This window comes from Streptomyces sp. SAI-127, from assembly GCF_029894425.1.
Lineage (GTDB): Bacteria > Actinomycetota > Actinomycetes > Streptomycetales > Streptomycetaceae > Streptomyces.
Genome location: NZ_JARXYJ010000001.1, coordinates 7,893,856 through 7,910,358 on the forward strand (window position 1 = coordinate 7,893,856; position 16,503 = coordinate 7,910,358).

General features: G+C 70.1%; 21 protein-coding genes. 17 read left to right on the forward strand and 4 right to left on the reverse strand.

What is annotated here, in order from left to right:
• The 4 genes from sufC to M2157_RS36255 are packed head-to-tail and all read left to right on the forward strand — an operon-like array spanning window position 1 to window position 2,834.
• Window positions 1-765, forward strand: coding sequence for a Fe-S cluster assembly ATPase SufC (gene sufC, locus M2157_RS36240; protein ID WP_059206187.1), 765 nt, complete (start codon window positions 1-3; stop codon window positions 763-765).
• A complete protein-coding gene (locus M2157_RS36245; RefSeq protein WP_266525226.1) occupies window positions 762-2,018 on the forward strand; it encodes a cysteine desulfurase in 1,257 nt (418 codons plus the stop codon). Before sufC ends, M2157_RS36245 begins: the two co-directional genes overlap by 4 nt.
• A 16-nt stretch (window positions 2,019-2,034) precedes the next feature.
• A complete protein-coding gene (gene sufU / locus M2157_RS36250; RefSeq protein ID WP_280856845.1) occupies window positions 2,035-2,505 on the forward strand; it encodes a Fe-S cluster assembly sulfur transfer protein SufU in 471 nt (156 codons plus the stop codon).
• A complete protein-coding gene (locus tag M2157_RS36255) occupies window positions 2,502-2,834 on the forward strand; it encodes a metal-sulfur cluster assembly factor (RefSeq protein ID WP_028809645.1) in 333 nt (110 codons plus the stop codon). The genes sufU and M2157_RS36255 overlap by 4 nt, the downstream gene beginning before the upstream one ends.
• A 69-nt stretch (window positions 2,835-2,903) precedes the next feature.
• On the opposite strand, the gene M2157_RS36260 is transcribed toward M2157_RS36255, so the two are convergent.
• Window positions 2,904-3,722, reverse strand: a complete 819-nt coding sequence (locus tag M2157_RS36260) for an AbfB domain-containing protein (protein ID WP_280856844.1) — start codon at window positions 3,720-3,722, stop codon at window positions 2,904-2,906.
• A 271-nt stretch (window positions 3,723-3,993) separates the two neighbouring features.
• On the opposite strand from M2157_RS36260, the gene M2157_RS36265 reads away from it, so the two are divergent.
• From M2157_RS36265 to M2157_RS36290, 6 genes are all read left to right on the forward strand, one after another.
• Window positions 3,994-4,314, forward strand: a complete 321-nt coding sequence (locus M2157_RS36265) for a multidrug efflux SMR transporter (protein WP_266525221.1) — start codon at window positions 3,994-3,996, stop codon at window positions 4,312-4,314.
• The gene (locus tag M2157_RS36270; protein WP_280856843.1) at window positions 4,314-4,862 is read left to right on the forward strand and encodes a TetR family transcriptional regulator; all 549 of its coding nucleotides are present in this window, start codon (window positions 4,314-4,316) and stop codon (window positions 4,860-4,862) included. The genes M2157_RS36265 and M2157_RS36270 overlap by 1 nt, the downstream gene beginning before the upstream one ends.
• Before the next feature lie 301 nt (window positions 4,863-5,163).
• Window positions 5,164-6,153 (forward strand): 2,3,4,5-tetrahydropyridine-2,6-dicarboxylate N-succinyltransferase, encoded by a 990-nt coding sequence (gene dapD / locus M2157_RS36275; RefSeq protein ID WP_280867320.1) that lies wholly within the window; start codon window positions 5,164-5,166, stop codon window positions 6,151-6,153.
• Window positions 6,154-6,279: 126 nt separating this feature from the next.
• Entirely contained in the window at window positions 6,280-6,495 is a 216-nt protein-coding gene (locus M2157_RS36280; RefSeq protein ID WP_280856842.1) for a hypothetical protein, read from the forward strand.
• Between the two features lie 148 nt (window positions 6,496-6,643).
• Entirely contained in the window at window positions 6,644-7,213 is a 570-nt protein-coding gene (locus M2157_RS36285) for a SigE family RNA polymerase sigma factor (protein ID WP_280856841.1), read from the forward strand.
• On the forward strand, window positions 7,210-8,436 hold the full coding sequence (locus M2157_RS36290) for a WD40 repeat domain-containing protein (RefSeq protein WP_280867321.1): 1,227 nt from the start codon (window positions 7,210-7,212) through the stop codon (window positions 8,434-8,436). Before M2157_RS36285 ends, M2157_RS36290 begins: the two co-directional genes overlap by 4 nt.
• On the opposite strand, the gene dapA is transcribed toward M2157_RS36290, so the two are convergent.
• Complete coding sequence (dapA, locus tag M2157_RS36295) at window positions 8,437-9,330, reverse strand: 4-hydroxy-tetrahydrodipicolinate synthase (protein ID WP_280867322.1); 894 nt, start codon at window positions 9,328-9,330, stop codon at window positions 8,437-8,439.
• 152 nt (window positions 9,331-9,482) lie between these two features.
• On the opposite strand from dapA, the gene M2157_RS36300 reads away from it, so the two are divergent.
• From M2157_RS36300 to M2157_RS36315, 4 genes are read left to right on the forward strand one after another with little or no spacing between them, the layout of a single operon-like run.
• Window positions 9,483-9,611, forward strand: a complete 129-nt coding sequence (locus tag M2157_RS36300) for a hypothetical protein (protein ID WP_263973619.1) — start codon at window positions 9,483-9,485, stop codon at window positions 9,609-9,611.
• The gene (locus M2157_RS36305; protein ID WP_280856838.1) at window positions 9,608-10,300 is read left to right on the forward strand and encodes a hypothetical protein; all 693 of its coding nucleotides are present in this window, start codon (window positions 9,608-9,610) and stop codon (window positions 10,298-10,300) included. The genes M2157_RS36300 and M2157_RS36305 overlap by 4 nt, the downstream gene beginning before the upstream one ends.
• A gap of 52 nt (window positions 10,301-10,352) precedes the next feature.
• Window positions 10,353-10,772: a phage holin family protein gene (locus M2157_RS36310; protein WP_057618328.1), complete on the forward strand. Its 420-nt coding sequence runs from the start codon at window positions 10,353-10,355 to the stop codon at window positions 10,770-10,772.
• Window positions 10,769-11,305, forward strand: coding sequence for a DUF3618 domain-containing protein (locus tag M2157_RS36315; protein WP_280867323.1), 537 nt, complete (start codon window positions 10,769-10,771; stop codon window positions 11,303-11,305). Before M2157_RS36310 ends, M2157_RS36315 begins: the two co-directional genes overlap by 4 nt.
• 55 nt (window positions 11,306-11,360) lie before the next feature.
• Here M2157_RS36315 and M2157_RS36320 read toward each other — a convergent pair whose 3' ends face one another.
• Window positions 11,361-12,332, reverse strand: a complete 972-nt coding sequence (locus M2157_RS36320; protein WP_280856836.1) for a YihY/virulence factor BrkB family protein — start codon at window positions 12,330-12,332, stop codon at window positions 11,361-11,363.
• 79 nt (window positions 12,333-12,411) lie between these two features.
• On the opposite strand from M2157_RS36320, the gene M2157_RS36325 reads away from it, so the two are divergent.
• From M2157_RS36325 to M2157_RS36335, 3 genes are all read left to right on the forward strand, one after another.
• Window positions 12,412-13,113, forward strand: coding sequence for an antibiotic biosynthesis monooxygenase (locus M2157_RS36325; RefSeq protein WP_280867324.1), 702 nt, complete (start codon window positions 12,412-12,414; stop codon window positions 13,111-13,113).
• A gap of 62 nt (window positions 13,114-13,175) precedes the next feature.
• Window positions 13,176-13,772 (forward strand): helix-turn-helix domain-containing protein, encoded by a 597-nt coding sequence (locus M2157_RS36330; protein WP_266525199.1) that lies wholly within the window; start codon window positions 13,176-13,178, stop codon window positions 13,770-13,772.
• Between the two features lie 3 nt (window positions 13,773-13,775).
• Window positions 13,776-14,510, forward strand: coding sequence for an SRPBCC domain-containing protein (locus M2157_RS36335; RefSeq protein WP_266525197.1), 735 nt, complete (start codon window positions 13,776-13,778; stop codon window positions 14,508-14,510).
• 11 nt (window positions 14,511-14,521) lie between these two features.
• On the opposite strand, the gene M2157_RS36340 is transcribed toward M2157_RS36335, so the two are convergent.
• The gene (locus M2157_RS36340) at window positions 14,522-16,345 is read right to left on the reverse strand and encodes an endonuclease/exonuclease/phosphatase family protein (protein ID WP_280867325.1); all 1,824 of its coding nucleotides are present in this window, start codon (window positions 16,343-16,345) and stop codon (window positions 14,522-14,524) included.
• Between the last annotated feature and the right edge of the window lie 158 nt (window positions 16,346-16,503).

Consider the following 16,503-nt stretch of genomic DNA (forward strand, 5'->3'; position numbering starts at 1 on the left):
ATGGCAACGCTTGAAATCCGAGACCTGCACGTCACCGTCGAGGCCGACAACGCCACGAAGGAGATCCTCAAGGGTGTCGACCTGACCGTGAAGCAGGGCGAGACGCACGCCATCATGGGCCCCAACGGCTCCGGCAAGTCGACGCTCGCCTACTCGCTCGCGGGTCACCCGAAGTACACCATCACCGGCGGCACCGTCACTCTCGACGGCGAGGACGTCCTGGAGATGTCCGTCGACGAGCGCGCCCGCGCGGGCCTGTTCCTGGCGATGCAGTACCCGGTCGAGGTCCCCGGCGTCTCGGTCTCCAACTTCCTCCGTACGTCCGCCACCGCCATCCGCGGCGAGGCCCCCAAGCTGCGGACGTGGGTGAAGGAGGTCAGGGAGACCATGGAGCGTCTCAACATGGACCCGGCCTTCGCCGAGCGCAACGTGAACGAGGGCTTCTCCGGCGGTGAGAAGAAGCGCCACGAGATCCTCCAGCTCGAGCTGCTCAAGCCGAAGGTCGCGATCCTCGACGAGACGGACTCCGGCCTCGACGTCGACGCCCTGCGGGTCGTCTCCGAGGGCGTCAACCGCGTCCGTGAGACCGGCGAGGTCGGCACCCTGCTGATCACGCACTACACGCGCATCCTGCGCTACATCAAGCCCGACTTCGTCCACGTCTTCTCCGGCGGTCGCATCGTCGAGTCCGGCGGCGCCGAGCTCGCCGACAAGCTGGAGAACGAGGGCTACGAGGCATACACGAAGGGTGGCGTATCCGCGTGACGCAGCTGCCGGGCCTCCTCGACACCGAGGCGATCCGCAAGGACTTCCCCATCCTGGACCGTCAGGTCCACGACGGCCGGAAGCTCGTGTACCTGGACAACGCGGCGACCTCGCAGAAGCCGCGCCAGGTGCTCGACGCCCTGAACGAGTACTACGAGCGCTACAACGCCAACGTCCACCGCGGTGTGCATGTGCTCGCCGAGGAGGCCACGGCGCTGTACGAGGGCGCGCGCGACAAGGTCGCCGCCTTCATCAACGCGCCGAGCCGCGACGAGGTGATCTTCACCAAGAACGCCTCCGAGTCGCTCAACCTCGTGGCGAACATGCTGGGCTGGGCCGACGAGCCCTACCGCGTGGACCACGAGACCGAGATCGTCATCACGGAGATGGAGCACCACTCCAACATCGTGCCGTGGCAGCTGCTCGCGCAGCGCACGGGCGCGAAGCTGAAGTGGTTCGGCCTGACCGACGACGGCCGGCTCGACCTGTCCAACATCGACGAGATCATCACCGAGAAGACGAAGATCGTCTCCTTCGTGCTGGTCTCCAACATCCTGGGCACGGTCAACCCGGTCGAGGCGATAGTCCGCCGCGCGCAGGAGGTCGGCGCGCTGGTCTGCATCGATGCCTCGCAGGCCGCGCCGCACATGCCGCTGGACGTACAGGCCCTCCAGGCCGACTTCGTGGCCTTCACCGGTCACAAGATGTGCGGCCCGACGGGCATCGGCGTGCTCTGGGGCCGCCAGGAGCTCCTGGAGGACCTGCCGCCGTTCCTGGGCGGCGGCGAGATGATCGAGACCGTGTCGATGCACTCGTCGACGTACGCCCCGGCGCCGCACAAGTTCGAGGCGGGCACGCCTCCGATCGCGCAGGCGGTCGGTCTGGGCGCCGCGATCGACTATCTGAACTCGATCGGCATGGACAAGATCCTCGCCCATGAGCACGCGATCACCGAGTACGCGGTGAAGCGCCTCACGGAGGTCCCGGACCTCAGGATCATCGGTCCCGCCACCGCCGAGGACCGGGGCGCGGCGATCTCCTTCACGCTCGGCGACATCCACCCGCACGACGTGGGCCAGGTCCTCGACGAGCAGGGCATCGCGGTCCGGGTCGGTCACCACTGCGCGCGGCCGGTCTGCCTCCGGTACGGAATTCCCGCGACCACGCGAGCGTCGTTCTATCTGTACTCCACGCCGGCCGAGATCGACGCACTGGTCGAGGGGCTGGAGCACGTACGGAACTTCTTCGGCTGAAGGGCGTGCTGAAACCGTGAAGCTGGACTCGATGTACCAGGAAGTCATCCTGGACCACTACAAGCACCCGCACGGGCGTGGTCTGAGGGATGGCGACGCCGAGGTGCACCATGTGAACCCGACGTGCGGCGACGAGATCACCCTCCGTGTGAAGTACGACGGCACGACGATCGAGGACGTCTCGTACGAGGGCCAGGGCTGCTCGATCAGCCAGGCCAGCGCGTCCGTCCTGAACGATCTGCTGGTCGGCAAGGACCTGGCGGAGGCGCAGAAGATCCAGGAGACCTTCCTGGAACTGATGCAGTCGAAGGGCAGGATCGAGCCCGACGACGCGATGGAAGAGGTGCTGGAGGACGCGGTCGCGTTCGCCGGTGTCTCCAAGTACCCGGCCCGGGTCAAGTGCGCCCTCCTCAGCTGGATGGCCTGGAAGGACGCGACGGCCCAGGCGCTGGGCGCCGACGCCGACGCCGAAAGGAAAACGGCATGAGCGAGACCGTTGAGATGAAGCCGGCCTCGGAGGAAGAGGTCCGCGAGGCGCTGTACGACGTCGTCGACCCCGAGCTGGGCATCGACGTCGTCAACCTCGGCCTGATCTACGGCATCCACATCGACGACGCGAACATCGCGACCCTCGACATGACCCTGACCTCGGCGGCCTGCCCGCTGACGGACGTCATCGAGGACCAGGCCAAGTCCGCCACGGACGGCCTCGTGAGCGAACTCCGCATCAACTGGGTGTGGATGCCGCCGTGGGGGCCGGACAAGATCACGGACGACGGCCGGGAGCAGCTTCGGGCGCTCGGCTTCAACGTCTGAGCGACCCCGTTCGTGGGAAAGCGGCGGCACCTGCCGGGTGCCGCCGCTTTCCTGTGCTCATACGCCGACTCAGGCCAGCCCGCCCACCAGCTGGAACGAGGAGTCCGCCAGGTACTGGGAGCTGTACTCGAAGCGTTCGAGGCGGACCACGAAGTTCTGGTGGCGGAGGAAGTAGCCGGGGTAGTTGACCGACTCCAGCATTTTCGCGCCGGAGTAGGAGGAGTCCCGGGGGCAGAACGTGGCGTCCTGCCTGAAGAGGGAGGAGCCGTCGTTGCGGTCGGCCCGCAGGACGAAGTCGCGGTGGCGCAGGTACTTGCCGTCGTGGGTGGTGAAGGAGTAACAGGAGCTGTTCGCCAGGCCCTTGACCTGGGTGAAGGTGGCGTCCTCGCGGAATTCCGAGCCGCCGACCGGGTCCAGGCCCACATAGCCGTCGTCCACGTGCCAGTACCGGGCGGGGTAGTTGACCGAGCGGACCGAGCGGTAGGTCACGGAAGGGCGCGGCTTCGACGAACTGCCCTTGGACGCCGTGGACTTGGGCGGCTTCGGGTTGGCCGTGACCGTGGCGGTGGGTTCGGATCCCTGCTGCCGGGGACTCCGGGGCGTGGGGGACACCGACGAGAGGCCGCTGTCGCCCGGCGGAGGCGTGGTGACCGCGGGGGGCTGCGAGGAGAAGGAGATCAGGCCGGATCCCTCGTCCCGCGCGGTTTTCGACGGTCCGCCGGTTTCGTTGTCCGTGGCGGCTATCGCCGCCACACAGGCGACGATCGTGGCCACCGCCAACGCTCCGGCGAGATAGAGCCGTCGGGTGCCGGGCGTGCGGGAGGTGTCCAACGTCCAGCCGTTCTCCCAGGGGCGGTCCTGGGGCGGCCGGGACTTGTCTTCGGGCATGCGCTGTTCCTCCGGCGCGGCGCGAGGCGACGTGCCGCTGCTGTGGTGGCGCGGTATGTGAATGGTGAAACACAAGTGGTTCCGGGGGAACACTAGTGGTTACCGGCGGTCCCGAGCAGCCCTTTGAACCGGCTGGTTTCCACATTCCTCTCTCAGTGGGCTCTCGGCTGATGGTCGATCAGATACGACGCTGCGCCGCCATGTTGGGGGAACGGCTGCTGAGCGGTGGCTGCGGACCCGGTTCCGGGCTCCGTTATGTACGCTTGTACACATGGGATACCTGCTGCTCGCCGGAGCCATCGCCGCCGAGGTCGGAGCGACCACGGCCATGAAGTACACCGAGGGCTTCAGCCGGCTCGGGCCCTCGCTGCTGACCGTGCTGGGGTACGTCCTCTCCTTCGCGCTGCTGGCCCAGACGCTCAAGTCGGTGTCGGTCGGCACCGCCTACGCGATCTGGGCCGGGGTGGGCACCGCGGCCATCGCCGGCATCGGGATGCTCTTCCTCGGGGAGGGGATGACGGCCACCAAGGCCGCCGGGATCGCGCTGATCATCGTGGGGGTCGTGGTGCTGAACCTGGGCGGGGCGCACTGATGGCCCGGCGGCACGACCCCGAGCGCCGGCAGCGGATCATCGACGCGGCCATCCGGGTCGTGGGGGAGAAGGGGCTCGCGGGGCTCAGTCACCGCAGCGCCGCCGCCGAGGCCGATGTGCCGCTCGGTTCGACGACGTACCACTTCAAGAGCCTCGACGAGCTGATGGTCGCCGCGCTGCGCCAGGCCGGCGAGGGCTTCGCCAAGGTGGTCGCCGCGCACGGCGCCCTGGACGACCCCGGCGGTGACCTGGCCACCGACCTCGCCCGGGTGCTCGGCGACTGGCTCGGCGGCGACCGCACCGGCGTCGAGCTGGAGTACGAGCTCTACCTCGCCGCCCTGCGCCGCCCCGCCCTGCGCCCCGTCGCCGCCGAATGGGCCGACGACTTCGCCGAACGCCTCACCCGCCGCACGGACCCGGTCACGGCACGGGCCCTGGTCGCCCTGGCCGACGGGATCTGCCTACAGGTCCTGCTGACCGGGGCGCCGTACGACGAGGGGTACGCACGCGAGGTGCTGGGACGGGTGATCCCCGCCGGCCGCGGGTGATCGCCGCCGGCCGGGTGGTCCCCGCCGACAGCGGGTGGTTGCCGTTGGCCGGGGTGATGCCGGCTGGCCGGGGTGGTCCCCCCTCGGCCCGGGCGGTTTCCGCCGACCGAGGGTGGTCCCCCTCGGCCCGGGGGTCCGCACCGACCGCCGGTGACCCCCGTCGGTCCGGGTGATCCGTGCCGGGCCAGGTGATCTTCTTCTGGGTGTCGCGTGAGGGCGTCCGGGGGGTCGGGGTGCTCGACTCCTGAGACGTCCCGCGCAGGGTTCGCATCGTGTGGCCTGTGCCGGTTAGGTTTCCCTCATGACCGACACGACTGCTCCGCGCACCACCGGCGCCATCGCCGCAGGCCTCGCCACCGTCGCCGCCGACGGCACTGTTCTCGACACCTGGTTCCCCGCCCCCGAACTCTCGAACGAGCCCGGCCCCGCCGGTACCGAGCGGCTGTCGGCCGAGAAGGCCGTCGAACTGCTCGGCGAAGGTGCCGCCAAGGCGATCGGCCCGGACGCCCGCCGTGGCGTCGAGGTGATCGCGGTCCGCACGGTCATCGCCTCCCTCGACGAGAAGCCGCTCGACACGCACGACGCCTACCTGCGTCTGCACCTGCTCTCGCACCGTCTGGTCCAGCCGCACGGCCAGAGCCTGGACGGCATCTTCGGCCTCCTCCCCAACGTCGCCTGGACCTCGCTCGGCCCGGTCGCCGTGGACGAGATCGAGACGGTGCGGCTCAACGCCCGCGCCGAGGGCCTGTACCTCACCGTCACCTCGGTCGACAAGTTCCCGCGCATGACGGACTACGTGGCCCCCAAGGGCGTCCGGATCGCCGACGCCGACCGGGTCCGCCTCGGCGCGCACCTCGCCGCCGGCACCACCGTCATGCACGAGGGCTTCGTCAACTTCAACGCCGGCACGCTCGGCACGTCGATGGTCGAGGGCCGTATCTCCGCCGGCGTCGTGGTCGGCGACGGCTCCGACATCGGTGGCGGCGCGTCGACGATGGGCACGCTCTCCGGTGGCGGCAACGTCCGCATCACCATCGGCGAGCGCTGCCTGATCGGCGCCGAGGCGGGCGTCGGCATCGCGCTCGGCGACGAGTGCGTCGTCGAGGCCGGTCTCTACGTCACCGCGGGCACCCGGGTCACCATGCCCGACGGCCAGATCGTCAAGGCCCGTGAGCTGAGCGGCGCCTCGAACATCCTCTTCCGCCGCAACTCGGTCACCGGCACGGTCGAGGCCCGCCCGAACAACGCGGTCTGGGGCGGCCTCAACGACATCCTGCACAGCCACAACTGAGCCGCTCCCGGCGCCAGAGAAGATCACTTACGGGTTACCCGGCGTGACCTCGGAGGTGTTTCAGCAGATGAACGGGTGGACGCAGAGTCCGATCAGAAGCCGAAACGACGAACGAGGGGTCGAGCGATGAGGAATGTGCGGAAGAGGGCCGTGAGGGGCGGGCTGACGGTGCTGGCGACGGTGTGTCTCGTGCCCGCCGGCAGCGCGCACGCCGACGAGACCAACACCGCCTCGCACAACGGGCCCCGGGTCGGCCTGGTCAACGTCGGCCAGGTCGACGACCCGATGGAGGATGTGCTGGAGCACCTGCTGCTGATCGGCGACGGGTACTCCTGGAACTGACCCGCGACCCCGTGGGGAAGTCGCCGTAGCGGATCGCATTCCGCTACGGCGACTTTTTTCGTGGCGGTGGCATAGCGGCGGGCCACGGCACGCGTCACAAGGGTCGGAGGGGCGGCGCACAGGCGTCGCCGGGGAAGAGAAGGTGACGATGAATGCCGAAGGGCTGGAGAGTTTCCGGGACTTCGTGGACAGCAGGTCGTCCGCCCTGCTGAAGACCGCTGTGCTGCTGTGCGGGGGAGACCAGCACGCCGGTGAGGACCTGTTGCAGAACGCCCTGGTCAAGACGGCCGGGCGGTGGCAGAAGATCGACGAGCCCGAGGCCTATGTGCGGCAGGTCCTCTACCGCCAGCAGGTCAGCCGCTGGCGGCTGAAGTGGCCCCGCCGCGAGGTCAGTGTCGCCGAGCCGCCCGAACCTCCGGGCAGCGGCGAGCCCGGCGCCGACACCGCCGCCGCGGCCGAACTGCGCCTGGTGATGCGCCAGGCCCTCTCCCGGCTCACCGCACGCCAGCGCACCGTCCTGGTGCTGCGCTACTTCGAGGACCTGCCGGAGGCCGACGTGGCGCGGCTGCTCGGCTGCTCCGTCGGCACCGTACGGTCCACCACCCACCGTTCGCTGGACCGGCTGCGGCAGCTCGCGCCCGAACTGGCCGCCCTCGGGCCCGCCCAGGCCGAGCGGCTCGAGTCCCGTGACTACTCGCCCGTGGAGGTGCGTCAGTGAACGTCGACGACATCGTGCGCGACGCCCTGCGCGAGCAGGCCGCCGAACAGCCCCCGGCGGCAGTGGGGTTCGCCGACCGGGTGCTCGCCGTCCGGCGCCGCCGCCGTAACCACAGGATCGCGGCCGCCGCGGTCGTCACGGTGGCCGTGGTCGCCGTCGGGGTCGGGGTGCCGCTGCTGGACTCCGGCAAGCACGACGTACGGCCCTCGGGTGGCGGTGGCGTCGTGGTGGAGAAGAAGACGAAGGCCCACCCCGACCAGTCGCCACCGCGCGAGGAGATCTCCGTCGGGGGCACGACCCTGGCCGGCTACTTCATCCCGGAGACGGTCAAGAAGACCGCGGAGACCGCCGTCTACCAGCGCACCTACCACCTGCTGAACCCGAGGACCGGCAAGTACGCCAAGACCGTGGACTGGTCCTGGGTCGCCGTCGCGCCCGGCGGGAAGACCGCCGCCGTCCTCGAACAGGACCTGCCCGCCTCGCGGATCGGCCTGCTCGATCTGACCACCGGCAAGGTCGAGCGGTGGCTCCCGGTCGAACGCGGGGTCGGCGGGCTCGCCTTCTCCCGCGACGGCCGCAAGCTGGTCGCGACGACGTACACCAAGAATCCCGATCTGCGGGTCAAGTCGAACGGCGGCGACGGCTGGGGCCAGGACTGGACGTCGAGCCGCACCGGCTTCTACGTCCTCGACGTGGCCTCCGGGAAGGGCGCCTGGAGCGAGGTGAAGCTCGCCGACGACGACGGCGAGCTCGCGGGCACCTTCATCAACTCCCGCCAGGACTTCGCCATCACCGACGACGGCCTGCACGTCTGGTCCGGGAACCCCATGGGGGACATCGGCAAGGAGTTCTGGGATCTCAAGGGCAACAAGGTCCCCGCGCCGGCGAACGACAAGTACCTGGAGTGGTTCGTGGACGCGGGGAAGTCGCCGGACGGCAGCCTCGTCGCCGGTGACTTCGCGGGCGAGAAGTGGAAGACCTCCTCCTGGATCGTCGATGCCGCGACCGGCGCGAAGACCGAGGTGCGCGGGCAGCAGCTGCTCGCCTGGGTGGGCAACAAGCAGCTCATCGCCTGGGACATCGGCAGGAACGACAAGAGCGAGTTCCATCAGCGGCTCGTGCTGATCACCATCGGCAGCGACAAGGAGGTTCCGCTCAGCGGCTTCCGGGAGGGGAACGACGGGGACGCCGGACGCTGGGAGCCGGTCTTCGCCCAGCCCTGATCAGGCGGCCACGAGCCGTTCGTACTCCGCCAGCAGCCCGTCGGCCGTCTCTCGGCCGGCGGGCCGCAGCGGGGCGCGGACCGGGCCCGCGGGCAGACCGAGTGCGTGGAGGAGGGCCTTGGCAGTGACCGTGCCGGGCAGGCCCGCCGACATCATCGCCTCGATCAGCGGCGTGGCCCGTTGTTGGAGGCGGGCGGACACGGGGGTGTCGCCCGCCTCGAACGTGTCCAGGATCGCGCGGAGTCGGGCCGGGACCACGTTGGCCACCGTGCTGACGTAGCCCGCCGCGCCCACCGCGTACAGGGCGAGGATGTGCTCGTCGCAGCCCGCGTAGTACGCCAACTCCGTGCGGTTCAGGACCTTCTGGGCGCCGAGGAGGTCGTAGGAACAGTCCTTGACCGCGACGATCCGGGGGTGCTCGGCGAGCCGGATCATCGTCTCCGGTTCGATGCGGGTGCCGGTGCGGCCCGGGATGTCGTAGAGCATGACGGGCAGTCCGGAGGCGTCCGCGATCTCCCGGAAGTGCGCCTCCAGCGCGTCCTGCGGCGGCCTGCTGTAGTAGGGGCTGACCACCAACACCCCTTCCGCGCCCGCCTTTTCGGCCGCGAGGGTCAGCTCCACGGTGTGCCGGGTGTCGAAGGTGCCCACGCCCGCCACGACCGACGCCCGCTCGCCCACCGCCTCCCGTACCGCCGTGACGAGCGCGGCCTTCTCCGCGTCCGTCGTGGTCGGCGACTCGCCCGTGGTGCCGGAGAGGACGAGACCGTCACAGCCCTCCCTCACCAGGTGGTCGGCGAGCGCCTGCGCGCCGTCGAGATCGAGGGCGCCGGCCTCGTCGAAGGGCGTGATCATGGCGCAGAGGGCGCGGCCGAAGGGCGGGGCGGTGGTCGTCATACGCGTAGTCTCGGCACATCGACTGTAAAGCTCCACTTAATTCTTCTACGGTGTACCGGTAAGTGATGCTGCGAAAAGGCCCTATGTCCAAACCGGGCCCGGATGGGTCACCATGGTCAGGACGGTGCACGACCCCTGGTCCTGGAGGCGTCATGAAGCTCGGCAAGGCACTCGCCACCGGAGTCGCGGAGGAGCGGCCGGAGATCCACGACGAGGAGCTCGAGCTCCCCGAGGAGATCAAGGAGCTGAAGGCTCCCGAAGAGGTTCCGGCGGCCCGATGAGGCTGCGGCTTCCGGAGGAACGCCCGACGGAGCCGCCGACCGGATGCAAGATCGCCCACCCGGTGCTGTCCCAGGACGGCACCCGGGCCGGGTTCACCGGTGTGTCGCTCGGCGGCGCGCTGCCGTACGGAGTCCTGGCCGACGCGTCCTGCGTCTACGGCCTGCGGCACCGGGCGCCGAACCGCCGCTGCGACTGCGGCTTCCACTGCGTGCACGACCGCGCGGCGGCCGAGGCACTGCTGTGCACGGCCGAGCACCGTACGGCCGTCCTCCTCGACGTCCTGGTCCTCGGCCGCTACCTCCGCTTCGAGCGCGGCTTCCGCTACGCCCGCCAGCGGGTGCGGACCGCCACCGTCGGGCCCTGCGCCTGCGGCACGGTCGCGGCGGCCCTCGCCGACGCAGACTGGGGCAGACCCGGCTGGCGGGCCCTGGCGCCCTCGTGCGCGGGCTGCCTGCGCGGTCGTACGGCCGTCTCGCTCGCCGGGTTCGCGCGGCTGGCCGGAGAGGGGCTGCGGGTGGTGGCACGGCCCGCCACGGTGCTCACGCATGGTGACATCGGGATGCCCGAGGGTCTCGGGGTGCCCGAACTGGCCGCCGAGGCGGCTCTGTTGCAGGCCAGGCTCGACTGGTTCCAGAGCCAGCTGGCCCGGCTCGGACAGCGCGGCCCGGACGGCGGCCCGCAGGGGTAGCGGGGGCCGGGCCGGGTACCCGGGAGTTCCGACCGAGAGGAGGCGGAACACCGTGACCGGAACCACGGCCCCCAGGCCGGTGCACGACGAACATCACTCGGTGGGCGAACTCGTCGGACAGGCCACCGAACAGGTCTCGCGGCTGGTGCGGCAGGAAGTCGCCCTCGCGAAGGAGGAGCTGGCCGAGAAGGGCCGGCGGGCCGGTAAGGGCGGCGGGCTGCTCGGTGCCGCCGGCGCCTTCGCCTACGCGGGGCTGCTCGCCCTGGCCGGAACGGCCACCGCCGCCCTCTCCCTGGTGCTGTCGGTGTGGGCCTCGGCACTGATCGTGACGGCCGTGCTGTTCGTGATCGCAGGGGTGCTCGCCGCCACCGGCCGCGCCCAGCTGCGCCGTGCCACACCCCCGACGCCCGAGGAGGCCCTCGGCAGCGTCAAGGCGGACGTCGAGGAGATCAGGGAAAGGGCGCACCGATGACGGACAGGACGAGCGGCGAGCCCCCCGTGACGGGGGCCAAGGGACCCGATGAACTGCGGCGCCAGATCCAGCGCACCCGCAGCGAACTCGGCGACACGGTAGAGGAGTTGGCAGGAAAAATGGACGTGAAGGGCCGCGCACGGGCCCGTGCGGCAGACCTCAGGGACAAGGCGGGCGCGATGACCGTGCAGCTGCGCAGCAGCGCCGCACAGGCCGGTCATACCGTGCACGACCGGGCCACGCAAGCCGGACACATGGTCCAGGACAGGGCGGCGAAGACCGGTCACAAGGTCCAGGACCGGACGCTGCAGGCCGGTCACAAGGTCCAGGACCGGACGCTGCAGGCCGGCCATGTCACCCAGGGCAAGGCTTCGCAGACGAGTGCGGCGCTGGAGCGGAGGGCGGAACACAGCGTGCCCAGGCCGGCCCGGCCCCTGGTCCTGGCCGCGATACGGCATCCGCGGCCGACGCTGATCGTCGGCGCGGCAGTGGCCACGGTCGTCGTGGTGTCGTGGCGGTACCCCAAGAAGTGAGCGGTTGGTACGGCTGGGCGCGGGCGGTGGCCCGCGCCCAGCCTTGTGCGTACCCTCACCGCCCGCGGCTCGCCCGCAGCCTCGGCGGCCACTTCCGGGTGTCCCGGGGCTCCACGTACGGCTCCTCCGTCGACTCGGCCTCGCCGGAGGCGATCGCCCGCTCCCGGGCCAGTTCCGCGTCGAACTCCAGGCCCAGCAGGATCGCCAGGTTCGTCAGCCAGAGCCACACCAGGAAGACGATGGCGCCGGCGAGGGTGCCGTACGTCTTGTTGTAGGAGCCGAAGTTGGCGGCGTAGAGAGCGAAGCCCGCGGAGGCGGCGAGCCAGACCAGGGTGGCGAGGACACTGCCCGGGGAGATCCAGTGGAAGCCGCGGCCCCGGACGTTGGGCGCCGCCCAGTACAGCAGCGCGATCATCAGGACGACCAGGAGCAGCAGCACCGGCCACTTGGCCACGCCCCAGAGCGCGATCGCCGCGTCGCCGAACCCCACCGCCCTGCCCGCCCGTTCGGCCAGCGGGCCCGTGAACACCACGATCAGCGCGCTCGCCGCCAGCATCAGCATCAAGGTCACGGTCAGCGCCAGCCGCAGCGGCGTCAGCTTCCACACCGGACGCCCCTCGGGCAGGTCGTACACCGCGTTGGACGTACGGATGAACGCTGCGACGTACCCGGACGCCGACCACAGCGCGGCGAGCAGGCCGACGATCGCGAGCACGCTGCCCGTGCCGCCGCTGTCGCCGAGCTGGACCACCGCGTCCCGCAGGATGTCCCGGGCCGGTCCCGGCGCGAGGTCCCCGATGTTGTCCAGGATCTTGTCCGTGGCGCGCTGTCCCACCACGCCCAGCAGGGAGACCATCACCAGCAGGGCGGGGAACAGCGACAGGACGCCGTAGTACGTCAACGCCGCCGCACGGTCGGCGAGTTCGTCGTCCAGCAACTCCTTCCCCGTGCGCCGCAGCACCGCACGCCAGGATCGCGCGGGCAACTTGGAGGGGCTGTTCGGCTGGTCGTCGGCCTGCTCGTCCATGCCGTGGCGGGTCTCCCGAAACCCCCCGCCGAACCGCCGACTTGACCTGAATCTTGGTTGAGGTTGAAGGGTGGTGGCTATGACACGTCGTACCGACACTCACCCCGACCTGACCGACCCTCGCGCCGGCGCCCCCTTCTTCAGTCACTGGCGTGTGGGCACCCCCCTGCGCCAGCGGCAGACCGTCGAGGCCGTCGCCGCCGCCTGGGAGCGGCGGCCCTGGCCCGCCGACGACCTGCTCGGCTACCACCTCTACCGCGGGCACGACACCGCCACCCTGATGCACTTCTCGCAGTGGGCGAGCGAGCAGGCCTACGAGGCCTTCGCCAAGACTCACCGGCAGGAGCGTGTGGACGAGATCGACACCGTCGTTCCGGGTATCGAGCGGCAGGGCCTCGGCCGCTACCGGCACTACCGCAGCGCCGCCCGGGACGGTGACCCGCGCGTCCCCGGCTGCATCGTGATCGTCGACATCGAGTTCGACGGACCCGACCCCGACCGGCAGCGGGCCTGGGTCGACTCCGTCCTCGACGCCCTGGAGAACGAGCCGAATCCGCACCCCGGCGGTATCAGCGCCCACTTCCACCTCAGTGCCGACGGCACCCGCGTCCTCAACTACGCCGAGTGGGAGAGCGCCCAGGCCCATCTCGACGCGCTCACCGCGCCGGGGGAGGGGATCGGCTCGGCCTCACAGCGCTGGGAGCGCGTGCAGACCTGGCCGGGGCTGAAGAGCACCACGGTCAGCAGGTACGACCACGCTCTCGGGCTGATTCCCGGCTAGGGGCCCCCACCGAACACTCGAACCGTCTGGACAAAAAAAGTGTTCGGTGAGACGGTGGACCCATGCTGGACGTCACCGTGATCGAGGACCCCGAGGCCGCAGCCGTCTCCCTGGACCCCATACGGGCGCGGCTGCTCGCCGAGCTGGCGGCCGGCCCCGCGTCGGCCGCCATGCTGGCCGGCAAGGTCGGGCTGCCCAGACAGAAGGTGAACTACCACCTGAAGGCGCTGGAGCGGCACGGCCTCGTCGAGCTCGCCGGGGAGCGCCGCAAGGGCAACGTCACCGAGCGGCTGATGCGGGCGACCGCGGCGTCGTACGTGATCTCACCGCTCGCCCTCGCCGCCGTGCAGCCCGACCCGGACCGCTTCCGCGACCAGCTCTCCGCGCGCTGGCTGCTGGCGCTGGGTGCCCGGCTGGTGCGGGATGTCGGTTCGCTGATCACCGGTGCGGCCAAGGCCCGCAAGCGGCTGGCGACGTACGCGCTGGACGGCGAGGTGCGCTTCGCCTCGGCCGCCGAACGGGCCGCGTTCATCGAGGAGTTGACGGTCGGAGTCACCGGCCTGATCCGCAAGTACGACGCGCCGGACGCCGAGGGGGGCCGTGACCACCGGATCGTGGTGGCCGTCCATCCCACGCTGAAACAGACCGAGTTGGAGTAGATCATGTCCAAAGAGTTCGAGATCGCCCGCGAGTTCGAGGTCGACGCCACCCCCGAGCAGGTGTGGGAGGCGATCACCACCGGAACCGGCGGCTACCTGTGGCCGATGGAGCCGCCCGAGCCCCGCGTCGGCGGAAAGGGGCCCTTCGGGTCCACGATCACCGCCTGGGACCCGCCGCACCGCTACACCAACCGGGTCGAGGACGTCGACGGCATCTCCGAGCAGAGCCTCAACCAGCTCGACTACACCGTCGAACCCCGTGACGAGGGCCGGCGGGCCTGGGTGCGGTACGTCCACAGCGGGATCTTCGTCGACGACTGGGACAACCAGTACGACGGCGCCGCCAAGCACACCGACTTCTATCTGCACACCCTGCGCGAGTACCTGACCCACTTCGCGCCCCGCCCGGCCGCCTTCGCGACCTTCGACGGACCCGAGGCGTCCAAGGCCCCCGACGCCCTCGCCGTCGTGGGGCGGGCGCTCGGCGTCGGCGAGGACGTGGCCGCCGGTACGCGCGTGACGGTCCACGGGCCGGACACCTTCGACGCCGTGGTCGACTTCCGCAACCCGTACTTCATCGGACTGCGCACCGAGCGGAGCCTCACCCGCGTCTTCGGCCGCAACCACTGGGGCCACCCGGTCGGGATCTCCCTGCACGACTTCGCATCCGACTCCGACATCAAGGAGTGCGAGAGCGAGTGGCAGGCCTGGCTGAACGGAGTGTTCAACCAGGCCTGACCCCTTATGGGTTACGGCTTGAAGCGCAGCACCTGCGGGTCGTGGTCGCTGATCTGGTCGTTGAACTCCGAGTTGACGTGCACGCTGTCGTACTCGAAGTCGCAGCCGCGCCGGATCGACGGGCTGACCAGGATCTGGTCCAGGACCTGCTGGTTGCCCTGGTAGTCGTACGTGTAACGCTCGCTCCTGGGCAGCGACTTGATCGCCGACCAGAGCTCGCCGTCACCCTCCAGGATCTTCGCGGTGTCGGAGAACTCGAAGTCGTTGATGTCACCGAGGGCGATGACGTCCGCGTTCTTCTGGGTGTCGAGGATGTCCTTGACGAAGGCGTTGACCAGCGTCGCCTGCTGGTGGCGCTGAATCTCCGAGCTGCGCGGCACCGGCTGGGTCGCCGAGGTCAGACCGAAGTCGCCCCCCTTGGAGTTGAAGTGGTTGGCGATCACGAAGACCGTGCGGCCACGGAAGACGAACTCGCCGGCCAGCGGCTTGCGGCTGCTCTTCCAGGCCGTGTTCGTCGGGTCGATACGGCCCGGGGAGACCGTCAGCGCGGCCTTCCCGTGGGTCTTCGTCACGCCGACGGCCGTCGTGGCGTCGCCGCCCGCGCGGTCCGTGAAGGAGACCCGCTGCGGGTTGAAGAGGAACACCTGGCGGATGTTGCCGCCCGGCTCGCCGCCGTCGGTGTCGTTGGCCGGGTCGATCGAGCGCGACTCGTACCTCGGGCCGCCCGCCGCGACGATCGCGTCGATCAGCTTGTTCACCGTCACGTCGGCGGCGGTCGTGCCGTCGTCCTTCGCGCCGTTGTTGTCCTGGATCTCCTCAAGGGACACGATGTCGGGCGACTTCAGATTGTTCACGATCGCGGAGGCGTGCTCCTCGAAGGTGGCGTCGGACGGGTCGAGGTTCTCGACGTTGTACGTCGCGACCGCCAGCTCGCCGTTCTTCTGCCGCTGCGTGGTCTCCCGCTCGAGACCGGCGCTCTTCAGCGTGCCGATCTCGTTCGCCACCAGGGTGTAGCCGCCGAACTGGTTGTAGTCCAGCGGGCCCGCGGTGGAGCCGGTGAGGACGTCACCGACGTTCGCGACGGGGAAGGCGGAGGTCGAGCCCAGGGACTGGATCTGGAGCCGTCCGGTGTTCTGCGAGTCGTAGGAGCCGTAGAGCGTGCCGCCGCGCTTCGTGGCGTTCTCGCGCGGCTTCACCGTCACCCACAGCTCGGTGTACGGGTCGGTCGCGCCGGTCACGCGGGTGTCGGCGACCTTGACGTTCATGCCCTCCAGGGACTCGTAGAAGTCCAGGGCGTACTTCTTCGGCTCCAGCGTCAGGCCGTTGATCGAGTTGCCCGCGGCGGGGTCGCCCGCCGGGGCGTAGGCGGCCGGCACCGACTTCGCGTCGATCACGGTGGCGGCGGGGACCGCGTTGCCGCTGGATACGACCGTGACGGTCGGCTTGGTGATCTCGGTCAGCGACTGGTTCCCGGTCGACGTGCCGCCCGGGACGTACTCCGAGACCGTGCCGGTCACCGTGACGGCGTCGCCGACGGCGACCTTCGGGGCGGAGCTGGTGAAGACGAACACGCCCTCACTGGTGGCCGGGTCGGCGTCGGGATTCGGATCCTGGATCCAGAAACCCTTGGAGGAGCCGTAGGTGCGCACACCGGTGACGATTCCGGCCACATCCGCGACCTTCTGACCGGCGTACGGGGATATCCGGGTCGCGCCCTGGATGTCATGGATGCTCACGCCGGCCGCGTGGGCGGGCGAGACGAGAACGACGGTGGAGGCCGCCGACAGGGCGGCGACGGTGAGCGCGGCGAGACGCGCGGACTTCTTGCTCGGCAACGGGATCCCTCCGGGGACGAACGTAGGCGCCGGGACGAGGGTGAACGTGGAACGGTGGGAGCCGCGACCTGTGGGGCGGTGGCGACGCGCGTAGAAAATACAGTGAACAGATGTCCGCCGGATTTCTACGCGCGTCAATCTCCTGCCTGGTCAGTCCA

Excerpts from the sequence above, each read along its gene's own strand:
- sufC (WP_059206187.1), top strand. The coding sequence starts at position 1 with ATGGCAACGCTTGAAATCCGAGACCTGCACGTCACCGTCGAGGCCGAC.
- M2157_RS36255 (WP_028809645.1), top strand. The coding sequence starts at position 2,502 with ATGAGCGAGACCGTTGAGATGAAGCCGGCCTCGGAGGAAGAGGTCCGC.
- M2157_RS36260 (WP_280856844.1), bottom strand. The coding sequence starts at position 3,722 with ATGCCCGAAGACAAGTCCCGGCCGCCCCAGGACCGCCCCTGGGAGAAC.
- M2157_RS36265 (WP_266525221.1), top strand. The coding sequence starts at position 3,994 with ATGGGATACCTGCTGCTCGCCGGAGCCATCGCCGCCGAGGTCGGAGCG.
- M2157_RS36270 (WP_280856843.1), top strand. The coding sequence starts at position 4,314 with ATGGCCCGGCGGCACGACCCCGAGCGCCGGCAGCGGATCATCGACGCG.
- dapD (WP_280867320.1), top strand. The coding sequence starts at position 5,164 with ATGACCGACACGACTGCTCCGCGCACCACCGGCGCCATCGCCGCAGGC.
- M2157_RS36280 (WP_280856842.1), top strand. The coding sequence starts at position 6,280 with ATGAGGAATGTGCGGAAGAGGGCCGTGAGGGGCGGGCTGACGGTGCTG.
- M2157_RS36285 (WP_280856841.1), top strand. The coding sequence starts at position 6,644 with ATGAATGCCGAAGGGCTGGAGAGTTTCCGGGACTTCGTGGACAGCAGG.
- dapA (WP_280867322.1), bottom strand. The coding sequence starts at position 9,330 with ATGACGACCACCGCCCCGCCCTTCGGCCGCGCCCTCTGCGCCATGATC.
- M2157_RS36300 (WP_263973619.1), top strand. The coding sequence starts at position 9,483 with ATGAAGCTCGGCAAGGCACTCGCCACCGGAGTCGCGGAGGAGCGGCCG.
- M2157_RS36305 (WP_280856838.1), top strand. The coding sequence starts at position 9,608 with ATGAGGCTGCGGCTTCCGGAGGAACGCCCGACGGAGCCGCCGACCGGA.
- M2157_RS36315 (WP_280867323.1), top strand. The coding sequence starts at position 10,769 with ATGACGGACAGGACGAGCGGCGAGCCCCCCGTGACGGGGGCCAAGGGA.
- M2157_RS36320 (WP_280856836.1), bottom strand. The coding sequence starts at position 12,332 with ATGGACGAGCAGGCCGACGACCAGCCGAACAGCCCCTCCAAGTTGCCC.
- M2157_RS36325 (WP_280867324.1), top strand. The coding sequence starts at position 12,412 with ATGACACGTCGTACCGACACTCACCCCGACCTGACCGACCCTCGCGCC.
- M2157_RS36330 (WP_266525199.1), top strand. The coding sequence starts at position 13,176 with ATGCTGGACGTCACCGTGATCGAGGACCCCGAGGCCGCAGCCGTCTCC.
- M2157_RS36335 (WP_266525197.1), top strand. The coding sequence starts at position 13,776 with ATGTCCAAAGAGTTCGAGATCGCCCGCGAGTTCGAGGTCGACGCCACC.